Below are 18606 nucleotides of genomic sequence, written 5' to 3'. Positions count from 1 at the left end.
ACGTCGATCGTGCCGAAGGCGGCGAATGCCGCGTCGACGACCGTGCGAATCTTGGGGGTGTCTGTGACGTCCAGGTGGGCGGACCAGAAGCGGTCGCCGTACTTGTCGGTGAGGTCGCGCACCGAGTCGAGGTTGCGGACCGTTCCGGCTACCCGGTCGCCACACTCGAGTAGCTGTTCGGTCATCTCGCGGCCGAATCCGCTGTTGACGCCCGTGATGAACCATGCGCGCTGTGCCATGAGTTGTCTCCYTGYCGAATGGAGGCGCGTTCGCCTTCTCATCCGGCAGCATCGGCCTGGTTCAGCGGGGGTAGCCATACTCCCGCCGAGGGGTGCCCCGCTGGGGGCAGGCTAGGACGTGCGCGCGGGCCTACCGTGGTGGTGTGAGCGTGAACAGCATCGGTGAGTACCTGCGGGCCCGCCGGGAACTGGTCCGACCGGACGAGGTCGGTATCCCCGACAGCGGGCGGCGCCGCGTTGCCGGCCTCCGGCGTGACGAACTCGCTCTGCTCGCCGGCATCAGCACCGAGTACTACACCCGACTGGAACAGGGCACCGATCACCACCCGTCCGCGCAGGTCCTCGACGCGATCGCCCGCGCGCTGCGAGACCGGGCTGGGACAACCGTCGTATGGGTGCGGGTCATCGGCGTGCCCCGGTCTCGCCAGCCAGGAGCGCGAGGTCGAAAACCTCACATGGACCGATCATGTAGGAATGGGTTGAATCCCCCCGGGCTTTGAGGCACCTGCTTGGGTTGCAACGCGACTGTCTCGCCAATGGCGAGACACCTCGCCCGGCACCGCAACCGACATCGTCAGCGACATCGGGGGTCCGGTACCGGACGTACTGGCCGCGAGTGCCCGCGCGAGGGCCGCCACGTCGTCGGCGAGGGTGTCCACGCGGCGCAGGGTCGGGCACGCGGCTCCGGGGAAGCCTCGACATGCCCGGGTGATCATCCCGCCGGTTGGTGACCGGCGACTCGGGCAGCCCTGAATGAGGCGGTCGAGCATGCGGGGGATCGGACTCTTGACCTCGTAGGCGGTACGGCACACGCCCGCCGCCGAGCAGCAGCGACCTTCGCGTGATGCGGGCTCGAAGGCCGACGGCCGTTCGGCGCTGTTGGCCACGGGATCCGCGGCTGCCCTCTGTCGGATCATGCCCGCAGACCGTTCAAGATCCTCGTGCACAATGTGTGCACAGGATCTTGAACTGGTCGTCGCCGCGGCGAGTGCCCGCTAACCGCGGCTCAGCGAATGTGCACGCCAGAGATGGCGCGGGCGATCACCAGACGCTGGATCTCACTCGTCCCCTCGAAGATCGTATAAATCTTGGAGTCGCGGTACATGCGCTCTACGGGGTGGTCGCGGCTGTAGCCGGCGCCGCCGAGGATCTGGACGGCCTTCTCGGTGACCGCGACGGCGACCTCGCCGGCCTTGAGCTTCGACATCGAACCCTCGCCGGCCTCGAACGTCCTGCCCTGCTTTCCCATCCAGGCGGCCCGCCAGATCAGCAGCCGGGCGGCGTCAATCTCCATGCGCATGTCGGCCAGGGCGAAGGCGATCGCCTGGTTCTCGATGATCGGGCGGCCGAACGCCTCCCGGGTCTTGGCGTAGTCCAGGGCGTACTCGTAGGCGGCGCGGGCGATGCCGATCGCCTGGGCGCCGACGGTCGGCCTGGTCCGCTCGAACGTCGCCATCGCGGCCTGGCCCTTGGAGCTGGTGCCCTCCCGAGCCCCGGCGAGCCGGGCGTCGAGCTTCTCCTTGCCGCCGAGCAGGCAGCTGCCGGGGACCCGCACGTCGTCGAGGAAGACGTCTGCGGTGTGCGAGGCGCGCAGGCCGAGCTTCTTGATCTTCTTGTTGGCCTCGAGGCCGGGGGTGTTCGGTGGGATGACGAAGGTGGCCTGGCCGCGGGCCTTCAGTGCCGGGTCGACGGAGGCGACGACGACGTGGATGTTCGCGATGCCGCCGTTGGTGATCCAGGCCTTCTGGCCGTTGATCACCCACTCGTCCGTGGCCTCGTCGTAGCGGGCGCGGGTGCGCAGCGAGGAGACATCGGAGCCCGCGGCCGGCTCCGAGACGCAGAACGCGCCGAGCTTCGGGTCGGCGGCGTCGCCGTAGCACTGCGGCGCCCATTCGAGCAACTGCTCCAGGGAACCGGTCGACGAGATGGCGGCGGCGGCGAGACCGGTGCCCATCAACGCCATGCCGATCCCGGCATCGCCCCAGAACAGCTCCTCGCAGACCACCGGCAACGACAGGCCGGTCTCGTCGGCGAACATCGTCGCGGTCGACTCGAAGCCGTAGAGGCCGATCTTGGCGGCCTCCTGGATGACGGGCCAGGGGGTTTCCTCGCGTTCGTCCCATTCGGACGCTGCCGGCCGTACCACGTCCGCGGCGAATCCGCGCACCCAGTCGCGCAGCTCGCGCTGCTCGTCGGAGAGGTCGAGGCTGAAGCCAGTCATCTCGATCGATCCCCCAGCCGGTTTCGGTCGGTCGGAACTGATACCGCCCGGTAAGTATACCGACCGGTAACTTTTGGCGAAAGCCGCCCGCGTAGCGCCTGTTGGGTGCCGATCGCCGTTTTAGCCCTGCGCTGGCGCCGACGGGGCCGGATCGCGGCCACGGGAGGGCACAGACGGCGATCAACGCTCGGTGGGGGCGCGATCGCCGAGCAGGTGGAATGGCGAGGACGTGTGAAGATGGCGTCGGTTCTGGCCGAGGATGAGCGGGGGAGGGTCGTGAACCTCTCCGAGGACGAGGCGTGGGCACGGTTCGCCGCGGCCAGAGTCGCCCGGCTGGCCACCATCGCCGCCGACGGCACCCCCCGACTCGTCCCGGTGACGTTCGCCGTGCTTGCCAGGCCGCCGACAGGTGACGGTTCCGCCGCGCCTGACCTCCGTTCCGTGGCGGGTGGCCTCGGGACGGTCGTCACCGCCGTCGACCACAAGCCGAAGCGGACAACCCGGCTACGCCGGCTGGACGACATCGCCCGCGACGGGCGCGTCAGCCTGCTCGCCGACGAGTACGACGACGACTGGAGCCGGCTGTGGTGGGCACGCGCCGACGGGGTGGCCCGCGTCGCCGAACCGCCCGATCCCGCGCACGAGGTGGCGGCCCGCGCGCTCGCCGAGCGTTACCACCAGTACCGCGATCACCCGCCCGCGGGCCCGGCCATCGTGGTCACCGTGACCCGCTGGACCGGCTGGTCGTACTGCTAACGCCACTCCAGCGAATGCTCACCGTCGCTGGCACCGTCCAAATCAAGATCAGTCAGACGTTGTGGCTACGTGATGCACTGTGCACGCTGCCTGTACCGTCGTGTCCTGACTTGGCTCAAATTAGTGCGCACCTCTGCGGTTCGGGTCGGTCAGGACAGGCGGCGCCGGATCCACCAGAAGCAGAAGCCTGCGAGGCCGAGGGCGAGGGCGGTGTAGATCCCGGTCTCGTACCACTGGAAGGGCCAGAAACGGCTGGCGGGCTGGTAGGTCACCTGCTGCCGGTAACCGAGCTGCTTCATCTCGGCGAAGCACGCCGTAAGCCCATCCTCGGGGCGACCTTGCCGGGGCGGCGCGCAGGCCCCTGAGGAGGACAGGAGGATCTCGCGGACGGTTTGCCCCGAGGCGTCGACGCCCCGACTGGACAGCACCCAGGCACCCGGGAGCTCCGGCGTCTGCAGGACCGCCCGTATCGGTCCGCCGTCCCGCGGTGCCGAAATTCCGTCCAGGTTCGAGTCTGTGATCTCGAGGGTGGAGCGGGTCGGGGGGAGCAGGTGCGGCCGGACCACCAGCGGCATGGCGATCTGGACGGCGACGAAGACGGCCAGGGTGATGGCCATGGCGGGAAGGGTGCGGCGGACCAGCATCCCGACAGTCACGCCGAGGGCGAAGGCGAAGGCCGAGTAGCCGATGGGGACGATGCCTCGTGCGTCGAACAGCACCGGCCCCGGCCGCGGGAATTCAAAGGCGGCGGCCTTGTCGATAGGGCTGGACCACCAGGTCACCGCAAGGCTGGCCAGTCCCGCGGCGGTCACGGCGGCCAGGCCGGTGAGCCCGAGTTTGACGGCCAGCCAGCGGGTGCGGGTGATCGTCTGGTTCCACACCAGCCGGTGCGTGCCGGCCTCGAGCTCACGGGCGATCAGCGGCGCTCCCCAGAAGAGCCCGACAACGGCGGGCAGGAGCAGCACGACGGCGGTGAGACCGAGGAAGAAGCCCTGGTTGTCGTGGCGGAACTGCTGGACGAAGTTCGAGCAGCCGCCGCTCTGGGTGGCGCAGGCCGCGATCCCGGTGGAGTAGTCATCGGCCAGACCCGGGCCGGTCAGGGCAAGGATGAGGGCGAGCACGGCGAGCGCGGCGGACATCATCGCGGCCCCGGCACGGAACTGACGCCAGGTCAGCCACATCATCGCTGTACCTCCAGGGCGGGTCGGCGGCCGGCCGCCGCGGGCTGGCTCATATAGGCCAGGACGAGGTCTTCCAGGCCGAGCTGGCTGACGGTCCAGGCGGGGTCGTGGATCGGGGTGTCGGTGCGGATGATGAGCGTGGTCTGCCGGTCGGTGTGGCTTGCGGAGATGACCTGCTGGTCCGCGGGGAGCCGGTCGGGGTCGCGTCGCGGGCCGGTGAGCCGGTGGTGGGTGGCCAGCAGGTGGTCGACCTCTCCCGACAAGCGGACGCGGGAGTCGACGAGCACGATCAGGTAGTCGCAGACCCGTTCCAGGTCGGAGACCAGGTGGGAGGACAGCACCACGCTGAGCTCGTGCTCGGCGGCGGCCTCCATCAGGCCCTGCAGGAACTCGCGGCGGGCGAGCGGGTCGAGTGCGGCGACCGGCTCGTCCAGGATCAGCAGCTCGGGCCGTTTGGCGATGCCCAGGGTGAGGGCGAGCTGGGCGCGCTGCCCGCCCGACAGCTTTCCCGCCCGCCTGGCGGGATCAAGACCGAGCCGACTGATCCGTTCCCGCGCCAGCGCATCGTCCCACCCGGGGTTGAGCCGGGCGCCCAGCTTCAGGTGGTCGGCGATGCTCAGCCCGGCGTAGGTCGGGGTGTCCTGGGCGACGTAGCCGACCGTGGCCAGCTGCGCCGGGCTGGCTGGGGGGCGGCCGCCGAGCACCGTGATGCTGCCCGAGGTCGGTGCGATCTGGCCGCTGGCCAGGTTGAGCAGCGTGGTCTTGCCAGCTCCGTTGGGGCCGACCAGTCCCACGACGTGCCCGGCCGGGATGTCGAGGGTGCAGTCGGTCAACGCCCAGCGCCGGCCGTACCGCTTGCCCAGGTCCTGGGCCTGCAAAACGGCGGTCACGCTATTTCCTCCTGAGCGGCGGTCCGAAAGGTCGTCATGAACAGTGCCTCGATGCTCTCGTCGTCGAGACCGGCTCTGCGGGCCTTGGCCAGCCACCGTCGCAGCTCCTGACGCAGCGGGCCGTGCGCGGCGAGCGAGGCGTCGGCGAGCGTCGCGGTCACGAACGTCCCCACCCCCGGCCGGGCGGCGACCAGGCCCTCGTGCTCGAGCTCCCGGTAGGCCTTGAGCACCGTGTTGGGGTTGATCGCCAGCCCCGCCACCACCTCCTTGACCGTCGGGAGCTGGTCACCCTCGCGCAGCAGGCCCAGCCGCAGGGCCTGCCGCACCTGGCGGACCAGCTGCAGGTACGGCGAGACCCCGGATCGGTCGTCCAGGTGGAACTCGATCATCCCGAGTTGCTCCATTCATCTATGTGCCTAGCACTTTAAGATGCTAGCTAGATGGACTGTCAACCGGGACCAAATACCGCCTTCCGCGGCAAGACCTCCGCGCTCCCCGCGGCCGCGGCGCAACCGGCCATCGGCTTGCCCGACCACCCCGCCGGCTCGCCTCCGCACTATGGCCGCCGCTGGACCGGGTGTGGCCCGAACCCGCCCCTGGCCACACCCGGCCCGCCAGGCGCCGGTGCTCACATGGACCGGAAGCCGCCGCTTGACCGTCGCTTTTGCGAGCGATCCGCTTGCAAAATCCAGCACTGTGGCTACGTGATGCGCTGTGCACGCTGCCTGTGCCGTCGTGTCCCCTGCCGCATGTGGGACGCGGGGCCGAGCCCGAGACACGGCGACGGCCGGCAGCCCCCGCGCGAGGGCTGCCGGCCGCCGTGGGACCGGGAGGCGTCAGGTCCGGCAGGAGCAGCGCGCCGGCCGCCGCACCCGCGGCATGTCCGCCAGGTGCATGACTTCCTCGGGCCGTAGCCGCATCACCAGGCCGACCATCCGGGCACCCGCCGCGCCGTCACCGGCCGCCGTGATGACCTCCCACACCGCGAGCTGATACGGGGTCAGCCCAGGATGGGAGCTGGCGTCCGGGCCACCGACAGCCGCCCCCGCGAGATCCACAGGAAATGCTTTGGAGGCCGCGGGCCGCCGCGGCGGCCGTCATGGGCCCAGCTCTCAGGTGCCGGAGAGGTGCTCGAGGACGTCTGACACGGGGCGGCGTCTGGTCGGCGTGTGCGGGGGAGCGGATGTGTCGGGGTAGCCGACGCGCATGATCATCTGGGTGTGGCCGGTGCCGCCGGTCGCCGAGCGGACCAGCGCGCGGGTCGCCTCGATGTCGACGGCCTGGCCGAGGGGGGACGTCGCGAGGCCTTCCGCGGTGGCTGTCAGGAGCACCCGGCCGAGGGCGCGGCCGGCGCGCAGCCGGTCCGCCGGGCCGTCCGCGTCGGTACCGAGCACCAGCACGCCGGGGTGCTCGACCCGGGCGGTCCGTACTCGTTCCCCGGCCTCGTCGGCGCTGGCAAGCTCGCCACCGGTGCCGTCGGCGTCGCGTGACTCGTCGATGACGCCGATTTCGCCCGTGCCGCCGGTGAAGTCGCGCGTCGTGAACTCGGTGGGCCGCTGCTCGGCGCTCGACAGCGCCGCCGGGCGTGGGATGCCGTCGGTGGCCTCGGCGTCGTCGCGGACCCAGGAGGCGAGCTCGGCCTGGTAGTCCGGGTCGTTGCGCTCGATCCAGTCGGCCCTGGCCAGCAGCACCGACAGCTCGAGGCGGGCGTCCTCGCCGGTCAGCGACGCGAGCCAGCAGCCCTCCGCCTCGGCCGCCCGGCGCAGCTTGCGCATCTCGTCGGCGGGCAGCGCCGCCGGGGTGAACGGGCGGCGGTCGGTGTGCCGGCGGGAGATGGCCTCGGCGAGCCGGGACTCGTCCTCGGTCGGCGGGCGGTGACCGATGATCATCAGTGTGGCCAGCCGCCCGGTGCTGAGATCGGGGCCGTCGGGGAACTCACCTACCTCGACGTCCAGGCCAGCGGCTCGCAGCGCGAGCCAGCCGTTCAGCAGCGCCGCGCCACAGCTGACCAGCAGCTGGCGGTGGTCCGGGTCGACGACCGGCACGGCCCGGGAGAGGTCGGCGGACAGCGCCAGCGTCTCGTCGCGGAACCGCCACCTCCAGGGCTGGGTGTTGTGGATCGACGGCGCCAGGCCCGCGGCCTCGACGGCCGCGTGCACCTGCTCGACCGAGAACGTCGTGCTTTGCGTGACCATGGTCGTCTCCTCGTCCCGCCGCCGCCAACCGAAACACGCCCCCGGCCCGGACCGGAGCAGCGCCGCCATCGACACGGACCCAGGCCTCACGGACCCAGGCCTCCCAGGTTTCGGCGTTCCCGGGGTTGCCGGCGCGGATCGGCGGGCCCGATCCGCGAGGCCTGCCGGGAGCTCCAGGCCTGGCGCGAAGCTTCCGGCGACGGCATACCGTGTTCCGTCCCCATCCTTCCGGCCCTCTACCCCGCCTCGGCCCGGTAGTTCCGATCAAGGGCCGAAGTCACCGTGACGGTCACTCCGACTGGCCTGCCGACCTGGGCCAACACGCCACTCCCCAGAGCCGGGTGGCGAGACGCGACCATCAGACAAGGCGCGCGGCCGGGTGGCTGAGCGGCTGGGTGGCGAGGCGGGTTCCGGGCGGTCAGCAGGCGGGGGCCGGGGACCCGGAGGTGCCGCTGTAGACGTAGGCATGCTGGATCCAGCCGCCGGAGACCAGCTGGTCCCAGACCTCGCCCGTGTCCGCCGCGCGGGCCTGGCAGCGCAGCACGACGAGGTCGCCGCCGAGCAGCCTGCCGACCGGGTCGGCCTGGCCCAGCAGCGCCCCGGTCAGACCGGACACCAGCTGCCCGACGACCCCCAGCACAGACACCTCCTGGGTGAGCGGGAAAGGCCCGGTGTCCGGCTGCGGGGCGCCCGACCCCAGCTTGGGCGAGCTGACCGTCCCGACGCAGGCCGGCGGGCTGACGGGCTCGGCGCTGCCGGTCTGGATGTAGCCGGCCGGGATCCAGCCGGAGTCGGTGTAGACCCACAGCCGCGAGGTGCTCGTGGTCCCGCTGACCTGCTGGGCGTACAGGCCGCAGTAGACGTCGACGGGCGAGCCGCTGGGCACGGTGCCGCGCTGGCCGCCGAACAGCCCGCCCGTCGACGGGCCCCGGTAGGCCGGCACCGCGGCGCCGTCGGCGCCCAGAACCGTGGTCCTGCTGGCCGCGGCCTCGTCGAGCGGTCGCCCGCTGGTGGTGGCGCGCGGCAACGTCGTCGCGGCGGGGCCGGCCGACGGCCCGGCCGTCGCGGGAACGGCCGAGCCGGAGACGGTGACGCCCGGCCCTGCCGAGGCGGACGGCCCCCCGGTCTGGTTGCCGGCCCCAGCTCCCGCCCCCTTCCCGGCCCCGGGCATCGCGCCAGCGCCAGCGCCGTCGGTCGCCTGGCCCTCGTCGTCCCCGGCGCGGGCGTCGGCGCCAGCCGGGTGGGACGAGCCGCCCGCGGTGTCGCCCCGGTCGGTGCCGCGCAGCAGGGAGTGGACGAGTGCGGCGCCGGCCAGCAGCAGGACCACGAGCAGCGCCATCAGGACCAGCAGCCGTCGCCGGCGGCGGGGCCGGTGGCGCCCGGTGGCGCCCGGCCCGACGGCGCCCGGCCCGTCCTCGGTCGGGCCGTTCAGCGGGACGAGGTCGTGCTCGCCGCCCCGCCCAGCCGCCGCCGGCTCGCCGGCCGGCCGGCGAGGGCCAGGGGCCTCGTCGTCCCTGTCCGCGACTGCGACCAGCGCGGCCGTGCCGACGTCGGCCGTGCCGACGTCCGCCGTGCTCATGGCCCTCGCGACCGGCGCGGTTGACCCGCCGGAGACCGCCGTACCAGCCGTACCGCCGGTACCAGCCGCCCGGCCAGCACCAGTGGCGCTGGCAGCGTCCGCCGCATCGGCGGGGCCGGCCTGCGCGCTCCCCGTCGGCACCGCGACTGGAGAGACCCGGCCCGCGGCCGGCCGCCGGGGCCCGCCCGCCCCGGCCGGGCTGGCATGTGGCTGGTCGGTGATGGTGGCGAGGAGCCTGATGGCGCCGGGCCGTCGGCCGGGGCCGCGTTCCAGGGCGGCAGTGACCATCGGCAGCAGGTCGGCCGGCACGCCGTCCAGGCCCGGCTGGGTGGACAGGATCCGCATCGCGGTGGCGGCCGGGGTCTGCGCCTCGAACGGGTGGCGGCCGCGGGCGGCGAACGCGACGCACATGCCCCAGTTGAAGATGTCGGTCGCGGTCGTGGCCGCGTCGCCGTTGAGCTGCTCGGGCGCCATCCACGCCACGGTGCCGATCACGCTGTCGCCGCTGGTGTTGGCGGTGAGGTCGTCGGCCCTGGCGAGCCCGAAGTCGATGATCTTCGGGCCTTCCCAGGTGAGCAGGATGTTCGCCGGCTTGAGGTCGCGGTGCACGACGCCGGCCGCGTGCACGGCGACCAGGCCCTCGGCGAGCCCGGTGGCCAGCGCGGTCAGGTTCGCCCCGCGCAGCGGGCCGTGCCGGCCTACCGCGGCGAGCAGGCTGACGCCCTCGACGTACTCGGTGGCCATCCACGGCTCGTCCGCATCCGGATCGGCGTCGAGTACCTGGGCGACGCGGGTGCCGCGGACCCGCCGGGCGGCCGTGACCTCCCGGCGGAAGCGTTCGCGGAACTGCGGCTCGTCGAGCAGGTCGGACCGGATGACCTTCACCGCGGCCGGCTGGCCGTCGTCGTCTACACCCAGGAAGACGGTCCCCATCCCACCGGTGCCCAGCCGACCGCGGAGCCTGTAGTTGCCCACCGCGCGGCGGTCCGTCGGGCCCAACGGAGTCAGCACGCCGGTCCCACCCGTGATCAACCCTCTCTTACCACCGAACCCCCGGACTTTCGACTGTCACGGTAGGGCCCATCGTCCCGTTGAATCCTCCCAGAGAGGCCCAAGTGCGCTAATAGTGGCCTACCGTGGTGGGTGTATCGCGGCCCAGGTCGGCGCGCTGCTATACGAGGCTGTCTGGCCAAGGCCGTAGGCCCGGTGGTGAGGCTGGCTCGTCGGGCCGGTCAGCAGGCGGGGGCGGGGGAGCCTGAGGTGCCGCTGTAGACGTGGGTGTGCTGGATCCAGCCGCCGGAGGTCAACTGGTCCCAGACCTCGCCCGTGTCCTTCACGCTCGCCTGGCAGCGCAGTACGACGAGGTCGCCACCGTGCAACTGGCCGATCGGCTCGGCTTTGCGCAGCCGCCCGCTGGTCAGGCTGGAGTCGGCCTTCCCGGCGACCCGGAGTATGGACACGTCTTGGGTGAGTGGGAATGGGCCGGTGTCCGGTTGGGGGGCGTTCGACCCCAGCGTCGGTGAGCTGACCGTCCCGACGCAGGCCGGTGGGCTGACGGGCTCGGCGCTGCCGGTCTGGATGTAGCCGGCCGGGATCCAGCCGGAGCCGGTGTAGACCCACAGCCGCGAGGTGCTCGTGGTCCCGCTGACCTGCTGGGCGTACAGGCCGCAGTAGACATCGACGGGCGAGCCGCTGGGCACGGTGCCGAGCTGGCCGCCGAACAGCCCGCCCGTCGACGGGCCCCGGTAGGCGGGTATGGCGGCGCCGTCGTTGCCTAGGACGGTGGTCCTGCTGGCCGCGGTCTCGTCGAGCGGCCGCCCGGTGGTGGCGGCGCGTGGCAATGTCGCCGGGTCGACGCCGGCCGCCGGGCCGGCCGTCCCGGCAAGGGGCGAGGCGGAGCCGGTAGCGCCCGGCGCGGCTGATGCGGTCGGCCCGCCTGGCCCGTCGCTGGCCCCCGGCGCGGGGGCGGAGCGGACCGCGCTCGCCAGGCCCGTGTCGGGCGCGGCGCCGGCAGCGCTGCCCGCGCCGGCGCCGGCGGCGCGAGGTGAGCCCCCCGCGGTTTCGTCCCGGTGGTCGTCGCGTAACAGCGAATGGCTGAGCGCGGTGCTGGCCAGCAGCAGGACCGCCAGCAGCGCGAGCAGGAGCGGCAGCCGCCGTCGACGGGGCCGGTGGCGCGCGGTGGCGCTAGGCGCGCCCGCTGTGGGGCCGTTGGGTGGAGCGAGGTCGTGCGCGTCGTCCTGGCTGGCGGCCGCGGGTTCTCCGGCAGGCTGGCGAAGGGCTGGGGCCGCGTCGTCCCAGTCGGCGACTGGCACGGCCGCGTCGGCTTCCGCCACGGACCGCGGCCAGGCGCCACGACGCGGCGCCGTGGTGTCGCGGGATCGGTAGGACGCAGGGGCGGCGTGGCCGGAGCCGGAGTCGGAGTCGCCGTGGTCGGCGTCGGAGCCGCCGCCGTCGGGAGCGTCCAGACCAGCGGCGCCTGGGGCAGGGGCGGCATGGTCGGAGGCGGCATGGTCGGAGGAGGCATGGTCGGAGGCGGAGCACGGGTCCGTCTGGTCACGCGCCACCGAAGGCGGCGTGACCGCCGCGCCGGCCGCCGTGGAGACGGCCGATGCCGCCGCGACGGCCGGGCCGCCGGCGTCGTCCTCGGCGTCCGCGACGGCGACGGCCGTGGCCGCGGCGAGCGGTGTCTGCTTGAAACCAGCCGCCTGGGCGCCGCCGTCCCTCGTGTCCGAGGCCATCGCGACCGGTGCGGCCGACCCGCGGGAGGCCGGCGCGCTGGCCGGGTCCCCGGGCGCGCCTCGCGGCGGCATCGCGGCCGGAGGGATCCAGTCCGCGAGCGGTGGGCGGGCCGCGCCCGCCTCTGTGGGGCTGGCCCGCCGTGGGGTGGCGAGAGCGGTGAGAAGTCCGATGGCGCCGGGTCTGCGGCCTGGGTCGCGGTCGAGGGCGGCGGTGACCATCGGCAGCAGGTCGGCCGGCATGCCGTCCAGGCCCGGCTGGGTGGACAGGATCCGCATAGCGGTCGCGGCGGGCGTCTGCCCTTCGAACGGGTGGTGGGCGCGGGCGGCGAACGCGACGCACATGCCCCAGTTGAAGATGTCGGTCGCGGTCGTGGCCGGGTCGCCGTTGAGCTGCTCGGGCGCCATCCACGCGACGGTGCCGATGACGCTTCCGCTGCTGGTGTTGGCGGTGAGGTCGTCGGCCCTGGCGAGCCCGAAGTCGATGATCTTCGGGCCTTCCCGGGCGAGCAGGATGTTCGCCGGCTTGAGGTCGCGGTGCACGACGCCGGCGGCGTGGACGGCGACCAGGCCCTCGGCGAGCCCGGTGGCCAGCGCGGTCAGGTTCGCTCCGCGCAGCGGGCCGTGCTGGGTGACCGCGGTGAGCAGGTTGGTGCCCTCGACGTACTCGGTGGCCATCCAGGGCTCGTCGGCGTCCGGGTCGGCGTCGAGCACATGGGCGACGCGACAGATGCGGACCCGCCGCGCGGCCGTGACCTCCCGGCGGAAGCGGTCGCGGAACTGCGGCTCGTCGAGCAGGTCGGACCGGATGACCTTCACCGCGGCCGGCTGGCCGTCGTCGTCTACACCCAGGAAAACGGTCCCCATCCCACCGGTGCCCAGCCGACCGCGGAGCCTGTAGTTGCCCACCGCGCGGCGGTCCGTCGGGCCCAACGGAGTCAGCACGCCGGTCCCACCCGTGATCAACCCTCTCTTACCACCGAACCCCCCGGACTTTCGACTTGTCACGGTGGGGAACATCGTCCTGCGAAATCCTTGCAGAGCGGGCCACGTGCGCCGGTAGCGGCTCACCGTGGTGCGTGTGCTGAGTGACTCGGCGTGGTCGTGGGTAGTTCGTGGAAATGGCTGGAGCCGATCCGATGGACGTCCTGGCCGAGCTGATGACCCGGCACGGCCGAACCTTCGCCGAGGACATCGAGGCCGACGTCGCCGCCGACACCGCCGAGGCGATGTTCCGGCTGCTCGTCTTCGCGACGCTGGCCAGCGCGCGGATCCGGTCATCGGCGGCGCTGGATGCGTCGAAGGCGCTGTTCGCGGAAGGGTGGACGAGCCCCGCGGTGCTGGCCGACACCGCCTGGGAGCAGCGGGTCCGCGTGCTCAACGAGCACGGCTACGCGCGATACGACGAGAGCACTGCCCGCGTCCTCGGCGACGCGTGTCACTACCTGCTCGACACCTACGATGGTGACGTCCGGGGCGTGCGTGACGCGGCCGACTACCACGGCGGCCGGGAACACACGCTGCTCATGCAGATCAAGGGGATCGGGCCGGTCGGCGCCGACATCTTCCTGCGCGAGGCGCAGGCCGGCTGGGACGAGCTCGTCCCCTATGTCGACGCCCGTACCCGCCAGACCGCCCGGGATCTCGGCCTGCCCGGCGACCCGCGCCGCCTGCTCGAGCTGGTCGAGCGGGAGGACTTCCCGCTGCTGGTCGCCGCGTTGGTCCGCGGCCGCCTGGAGCACGACATCGACCAGGTCATCGACGCCGCCGCGCACCGCTGACGTCGTTCGGCGGGAGGCGCTCATCGTGCCTGGCTGACGCGGGGCGAGTGCCTGGCCACGCCGGGCCGGGTGCGGCAGATCGCCGGGAAGATTACGGAGCCCGCTAGTCTTCTGTGTTCTGGTTGCAGCTGGGCCGGGGTCTCCCGAAGGTTCCAGCCGGATCGGCGAAGCCGACCCGGCTGGTCCGTGATCTGGCCGCCAAGCCGTGCCTGCGCCGAACGCGTGGATCCAGCGTCGAGCGAGGTGGGGCGGCGAGGTGGGGCAGGTCGGTGGGCAGGCCGTTTCCCGGTGGCCGGCCGGCAAGCACATCAGATCGTCTATGTACCCTTTTGTGCCGGTTCGTCTCGCGGAGGAGCGCAGTGTCCCCGACCCGTGACCCGCGGCTCGTCCGCGAGCAGGCCTACGTCGACCTGCTCTACACACGCCTCGACGAGGTCCGCGACCTGACCCGCGCCCAGCTGCGGCAGGTGCTGCTGGATGTGGGCACCGGAACGCCGCAGGCGGTCGTCGAGCGCGACGTGTTCGCCGCGACCCACGCCGAGCGGCTGGCCCGGCTGGAGGCCGCCGAGGGCCGGCTGTGCTTCGGCGCGATGGACCGCGCTGACGGGACGCGCACCTACATCGGCCGGATCGGCCTCTCCGACGTCGAGCAGGAGCCGATCCTGGTCGACTGGCGGGCACCCGTCGCGACCGCCTTCTACCAGGCGACGCTCGCCGAGCCGCGCGGCCTGGTCCGCCGCCGCCACCTGCGCAGCAAGGGCCGAGAGGTGACCGGCGTCGCCGACGACCTGCTGTCCGTCGGTCCCGCGGGCGCGGCGCCCGCCGTGACCGACGGTGCCGCGGAGGCCGACAGGCCGACCGGCGACACGATGCTGCTGGAGGCGCTGTCCGCGCCGCGGACCGGCCGGATGGGCGACATCATCGCCACGCTGCAGGCCGAGCAGGACCGCATCATCCGGGCGGACGCCCGCTCGGTGCTGGTCGTCGACGGCGGCCCGGGCACCGGCAAGACCGCGGTGGCGCTGCACCGGGCGGCCTACCTGCTCTACTCCGAGCGTGCCCGGCTGGAGCGCTCCGGCGTCCTGGTCGTCGGCCCGAGCCCGGTGTTCCTGCGTTACATCGACCAGGTGCTGCCCTCGCTCGGTGAGACCGGGGTGGTGTTCGCGACCCCCGGCCGGCTCTTCCCCGGCGTCGCGGCGACCGCGACCGACCCGGTGGCGCTCGGGAGCGTCAAGGGCGACGAGCGGATGGCGGCCGTGCTCGCCGCCGCGGTGCGCGAGCACCAGCGGCTGCCGCGGCGGACGATCGAGATCGTCCACGACGACGACCGGACGCTGCGCCTCGACCGGGATACCGTCGCCCGCGCGCGGACCAGAGCACGGCGAAGCCGGCGCCCGCACAACGGCGCCCGCTGGGTGTTCCTGCGAGAGCTGCTCGACGAGCTGACCGGCCAGGTAGTGCGCCAGATCTCCGGCGGGCTGCTCGACGACGACGAACGTCGCGACGTCCGCGACGGACTGTGGGCAGACCCGGCCGTGCGGCGGGCGCTCAACGAGCTGTGGCCCCGGCTCAGCTCCTTCCAGCTGCTCGAGCGTCTCTACACCGACGCCGACCTGCTCGCCAGGGCCGCCGCGCGGATCCTGACCCCGGCCGAGCGGGATCTGCTGCAGGGCACCCGTCGGCCGGGCGCCGCCGGTCACGACGACCTGTTCAGTGCCCTCGACGGGGACGAAGCCCTCACGCCCGACGGCGCGACGGGCACGGGCCGCGAGCGCGGCGCCGGTCGCGCCGATCGCGGCGCGCGGGCCTGGACGGTCGCCGACGTGGCGCTGCTCGACGAGGCCGCCGAGCTGCTCGGTGACCCGGACGAGAGCAGCCGGGAGGCGGCCGAGGCACGCGCGGCCAGGGAACGGGCGGCCGAGCGCCGCTACGCCGAGGACGTCCTGGAGATGCTGGGACTCGCCGGCGAGCTCGACGCCGAGACCGTCGCCGACCGGTGGCGCGGCCCGCGCCGGCGGACGACGGCGGCCGAGCAGGGCGCGACGGACCGCGAGTGGGCGTTCGGCCACCTCATCGTCGACGAGGCGCAGGAGGTCTCGCCGATGCTGTGGCGGCTGCTGTGGCGGCGCTGCCCGGCGCGCAGCGCGACCCTGGTCGGCGACCTCGCCCAGGCGGCGCGTCCCGGCGCGCCCGCGACGTGGGCGCGGATCCTCACCCCGCACGTCGGCGACCGGTTCCGGGTCGAGCGGCTGACGGTGAACTACCGCACCCCGCGGGAGATCATGGACGTCGCCGCGGACGTGCTGGCCGCGAGCGGGTCGGCGTCCGCGGCGCCCGAGTCGGTCCGCTCGACCGGTGAGCAGCCGCTGGCCGTGCGGGTGCCCTCGCCCGGCGGTCTCCCGGACGCCGTGGCCGCCGAGACCGTCCGGACGGCCGGGATCATCGGCGAGGGCCGGCTCGCGGTGATCTGCCCGCCGGAGACGGCCGGCCCGGTGCGCGCCGCGCTGTGCCGGCTCGCGCCCGAGCTCCTCGGCGCCGCCGGGCCCGGTGTGGGTGCCGGCGACGGCGCGGAGGTCCTGGACGCGCGGGTGGCGGTGCTGACCGTCGCCGACAGCAAGGGGCTGGAGTTCGACGCCGTCCTGCTAGTCGAGCCGTCGGCGCTGCTCGCCGGGCCGACCCGGGGGCTCGCCGACCTGTACGTCGCCCTGACGCGCGCCACCCGCTCGCTCACGGTCCTGCACACCGGCGCCCTCCCACCCGTCCTGGCCCGCCTCACCTCCTGACAGCGCCTCACCTCCTGACAGCGCCTCACCTCCTGACGGCGCCGCGCCAACCGGCCGGAGACGAGGCCGTCGAGCTGGGCACGCACGACGAGCCGCTCGCCCGCGGCGGCGCCTTTGCCTACCTCCGCGCCAGCCAGCCCGCCGACGGCCACTGCGCCGACGGCCACTGCGCCGACGGTCACTCCGCGTTGGGCTGAGCCACGGCTCGCGCGACCACGTGCCGAGACGAACCAAACGGCCCGGGAATCGACCCGTCCGTTCCGCTTCGTTCCGCTTCGATATGGTTGGCGCATTCCTCGTCGATGCGGCGCGCCGTTGTTCGGCCTGCCGTCGACGTCGGGAGGCAGGGGCGCGGCGGGGTGACGCGGGCGGGTGCGGACAGGGGGGGACGTGGCGCTCGACAACATCAGGCTCGGTGAGCTCTTGACTCTCGTCGCCGAGGGCAAGGTGCAGCTTCCGGAGTTCCAGCGATCCTGGAAGTGGGACGACGACCGGATCCGCTCACTTCTGGCCACCGTGACGCTGGACTACCCGCTCGGCGTGGTGATGACGCTGGAGACCGGCGGGGTGACCAGGTTCCGCACCCGGGCCCTGCACGGCACACCGCCCGCCACGCCCGCCGTCGAGCCCGAGCAGCTGCTGCTCGACGGCCAGCAGCGGCTGACCTCGCTCTACCAGGCGCTGCTGGCCGACCGGCCGGTCGACACCGAGGACTCCCGGCGCAAGCCGGTCCAGCGCTGGTACTACGTCGACCTCGACAGGGCGATCGACCCGGCGGCGGACCGGGAGGAGGCGATCCTGTCGATACCGGCGACGAAGATCCTCACGGAGGACTTCGGCCGCAGGATCAGGCTCGACCTCACCACGACCGAGGCCGAGTGCGCGGCCGGCCTGTTCCCGCTGAACATCATCTTCGACAACGACAAGGTCGTGGCCTGGCAGCGGAGCTTCGTGCGATCCCGGCCCGGCGACGAGAACTGGGACCGCTGGTCGGAGTTCGAGAAGCGGGTCCTGCACCGGATCACGGGTTTCCAGGTGCCGATGATCAAGCTTCCGAAGACGACGGACAAGGTCGCGGTGTGCGCGGTCTTCGAAAAGGTGAACACCGGCGGCGTCGTCCTCAACGTCTTTGAGCTGCTCACCGCGATGTACGCCGGCGACATCGGCTACTTCCAGGAGACCGGCGAGGACTTCCATCTCGCCTCCGACTGGGAGCGGATTCGCACTGAGCTGGTCGAGAAGCACGAGATGCTCTCCGACCTGGAGAACATTGACTTCCTGCAGTCCGTCGCCCTTGTCGTCACCTACCTGCGTAAACGCGAATGGCTCGCACGCCGCGCGGCCGGCGCGGTGGCGCCGGGCACCGCGCCGGCGGTCGGCTGCAAGCGGCGCGACCTGCTCGACCTGCCGCTGCCCGACTACCGGGAATGGGCCGACCGGGTCGTCGACGCGTTCGACTGGACCGGCGTCTTCCTGCGCGAGCAGTGCGTGTTCCAGTCGAAGTTCCTGCCGTACCGCACACAGCTCATCCCCCTCGCCGCGATCCGGGTGATCCTCGGCGAGGAGGCCGACAGGCCGCCGGTACGGGAGCGGCTGGCCCGCTGGTACTGGTGCGGCGTGCTCGGCGAGCTGTACAGCGGCACGTTCGAGAGCCGCTTCCCGCGCGACGTCGAGCAGGTGGTCGCCTGGATCACCGCCGACGGTTCCGAGCCGGACACCATCGTCGAGGCGACCTTCCATGAGCAGCGGCTGACCACCCTCACAACCCGCAACAGCGCCGCCTACAAGGGCCTGTACGCGCTGCTGGTCAAGCAGGGCGCCTACGACTGGTACTTCACCGAGGCGCCGATCGACGGCGACAGCGCCGTCGGCCGCGACGTCGACATCCGGCTGATCTTCCCGAAGTCCTGGTTCCAGCGGGCCGGGCGCCGGGATGCCCGGATGGGCAGCATCGTCAACAAGACCGCGCTGTCCTACCAGGCCGGCCAGCGGATGGGCACCCGCGCGCCGACCGCGTACCTGGACGTCCTCGCCAGGGAGGCGGGTGCCCCGGCCGACTGGCTCGACGACCGGGTCGCCACCCACCTGATCGACCCGGCGCTGCTGCGCGCCGCCGACTTCGACGCCTTCTACGCCGACCGGACCGCCCGGCTGCTGGACCTGGTCGACGACGCGATGGGCAAGCACGCGGTGCGCACCTCGGCGGCGGGCCTGGCCGGCGGCCCGGTCCCGACCGGCGTCTGAGG

The 18606-nt window shown here is 72.9% G+C and carries 14 protein-coding genes; 5 read left to right on the top strand and 9 right to left on the bottom strand.

Features of this window, described 5'->3' with window-relative positions; genetic code table 11:
• Positions 1–239, bottom strand: a 239-nt coding sequence (locus BCD48_RS09695; RefSeq protein WP_116271467.1) for an SDR family NAD(P)-dependent oxidoreductase, incomplete at its 3' end; no start/stop codon positions are given.
• Between the two features lie 149 nt (positions 240–388).
• Here BCD48_RS09695 and BCD48_RS56455 point away from each other — a divergent pair.
• On the top strand, positions 389–739 hold the full coding sequence (locus BCD48_RS56455) for a helix-turn-helix domain-containing protein (protein WP_083418399.1): 351 nt from the start codon (positions 389–391) through the stop codon (positions 737–739).
• Positions 740–1245: 506 nt separating this feature from the next.
• On the opposite strand, the gene BCD48_RS09690 is transcribed toward BCD48_RS56455, so the two are convergent.
• The gene (locus tag BCD48_RS09690; protein WP_071048012.1) at positions 1246–2460 is read right to left on the bottom strand and encodes an acyl-CoA dehydrogenase family protein; all 1215 of its coding nucleotides are present in this window, start codon (positions 2458–2460) and stop codon (positions 1246–1248) included.
• Positions 2461–2697: 237 nt separating this feature from the next.
• Here BCD48_RS09690 and BCD48_RS09685 point away from each other — a divergent pair, with 237 nt between their 5' ends.
• Positions 2698–3216 carry a TIGR03668 family PPOX class F420-dependent oxidoreductase gene (locus BCD48_RS09685; RefSeq protein WP_071048011.1) on the top strand — a complete coding sequence of 173 codons (519 nt, stop codon included), beginning with the start codon at positions 2698–2700 and terminating at the stop codon, positions 3214–3216.
• A gap of 149 nt (positions 3217–3365) precedes the next feature.
• Here BCD48_RS09685 and BCD48_RS09680 read toward each other — a convergent pair whose 3' ends face one another.
• The 7 genes from BCD48_RS09680 to BCD48_RS09650 form a co-directional block, all read right to left on the bottom strand.
• Positions 3366–4400: an ABC-2 membrane transporter-related protein gene (locus tag BCD48_RS09680; protein WP_071048010.1), complete on the bottom strand. Its 1035-nt coding sequence runs from the start codon at positions 4398–4400 to the stop codon at positions 3366–3368.
• Positions 4397–5287: an ABC transporter ATP-binding protein gene (locus BCD48_RS09675; protein ID WP_071048009.1), complete on the bottom strand. Its 891-nt coding sequence runs from the start codon at positions 5285–5287 to the stop codon at positions 4397–4399. The genes BCD48_RS09680 and BCD48_RS09675 overlap by 4 nt, the downstream gene beginning before the upstream one ends.
• Entirely contained in the window at positions 5284–5676 is a 393-nt protein-coding gene (locus tag BCD48_RS09670) for a GntR family transcriptional regulator (protein WP_071048008.1), read from the bottom strand. Before BCD48_RS09670 ends, BCD48_RS09675 begins: the two co-directional genes overlap by 4 nt.
• Positions 5677–6123: 447 nt before the next feature.
• On the bottom strand, positions 6124–6345 hold the full coding sequence (locus BCD48_RS09665) for a hypothetical protein (RefSeq protein ID WP_071048007.1): 222 nt from the start codon (positions 6343–6345) through the stop codon (positions 6124–6126).
• Between the two features lie 54 nt (positions 6346–6399).
• Positions 6400–7482, bottom strand: a complete 1083-nt coding sequence (locus tag BCD48_RS09660; protein ID WP_071048017.1) for an Acg family FMN-binding oxidoreductase — start codon at positions 7480–7482, stop codon at positions 6400–6402.
• Positions 7483–7900: 418 nt separating this feature from the next.
• Positions 7901–10072 carry a serine/threonine-protein kinase gene (locus tag BCD48_RS54795; protein WP_131803877.1) on the bottom strand — a complete coding sequence of 724 codons (2172 nt, stop codon included), beginning with the start codon at positions 10070–10072 and terminating at the stop codon, positions 7901–7903.
• A 221-nt stretch (positions 10073–10293) separates the two neighbouring features.
• Positions 10294–12816, bottom strand: a complete 2523-nt coding sequence (locus tag BCD48_RS09650) for a serine/threonine protein kinase (protein ID WP_083418398.1) — start codon at positions 12814–12816, stop codon at positions 10294–10296.
• A 119-nt stretch (positions 12817–12935) separates the two neighbouring features.
• Here BCD48_RS09650 and BCD48_RS09645 point away from each other — a divergent pair, with 119 nt between their 5' ends.
• The 3 genes from BCD48_RS09645 (at position 12936) to BCD48_RS09635 (ending at position 18604) form a co-directional block, all read left to right on the top strand.
• On the top strand, positions 12936–13577 hold the full coding sequence (locus tag BCD48_RS09645; RefSeq protein WP_083418397.1) for an HhH-GDP family DNA glycosylase: 642 nt from the start codon (positions 12936–12938) through the stop codon (positions 13575–13577).
• A gap of 359 nt (positions 13578–13936) precedes the next feature.
• A complete protein-coding gene (locus tag BCD48_RS09640) occupies positions 13937–16360 on the top strand; it encodes a HelD family protein (RefSeq protein WP_071048002.1) in 2424 nt (807 codons plus the stop codon).
• 372 nt (positions 16361–16732) lie between these two features.
• On the top strand, positions 16733–18604 hold the full coding sequence (locus BCD48_RS09635; RefSeq protein WP_241841619.1) for a GmrSD restriction endonuclease domain-containing protein: 1872 nt from the start codon (positions 16733–16735) through the stop codon (positions 18602–18604).
• Positions 18605–18606: the final 2 nt, after the last annotated feature.

The organism is Pseudofrankia coriaricola (genome assembly GCF_001854805.1).
Lineage (GTDB): Bacteria > Actinomycetota > Actinomycetes > Frankiales > Frankiaceae > Pseudofrankia.
The sequence above is the reverse complement of the archived record's forward strand: the minus strand, read 5'-3'. Positions and strand labels throughout refer to the sequence as shown.

Excerpts from the sequence above, each read along its gene's own strand:
- BCD48_RS09660 (WP_071048017.1), bottom strand. The coding sequence starts at position 7,482 with ATGGTCACGCAAAGCACGACGTTCTCGGTCGAGCAGGTGCACGCGGCC.
- BCD48_RS09645 (WP_083418397.1), top strand. The coding sequence starts at position 12,936 with ATGGACGTCCTGGCCGAGCTGATGACCCGGCACGGCCGAACCTTCGCC.
- BCD48_RS09690 (WP_071048012.1), bottom strand. The coding sequence starts at position 2,460 with ATGACTGGCTTCAGCCTCGACCTCTCCGACGAGCAGCGCGAGCTGCGC.
- BCD48_RS09650 (WP_083418398.1), bottom strand. The coding sequence starts at position 12,816 with ATGTTCCCCACCGTGACAAGTCGAAAGTCCGGGGGGTTCGGTGGTAAG.
- BCD48_RS09670 (WP_071048008.1), bottom strand. The coding sequence starts at position 5,676 with ATGATCGAGTTCCACCTGGACGACCGATCCGGGGTCTCGCCGTACCTG.
- BCD48_RS09680 (WP_071048010.1), bottom strand. The coding sequence starts at position 4,400 with ATGATGTGGCTGACCTGGCGTCAGTTCCGTGCCGGGGCCGCGATGATG.
- BCD48_RS09685 (WP_071048011.1), top strand. The coding sequence starts at position 2,698 with ATGGCGTCGGTTCTGGCCGAGGATGAGCGGGGGAGGGTCGTGAACCTC.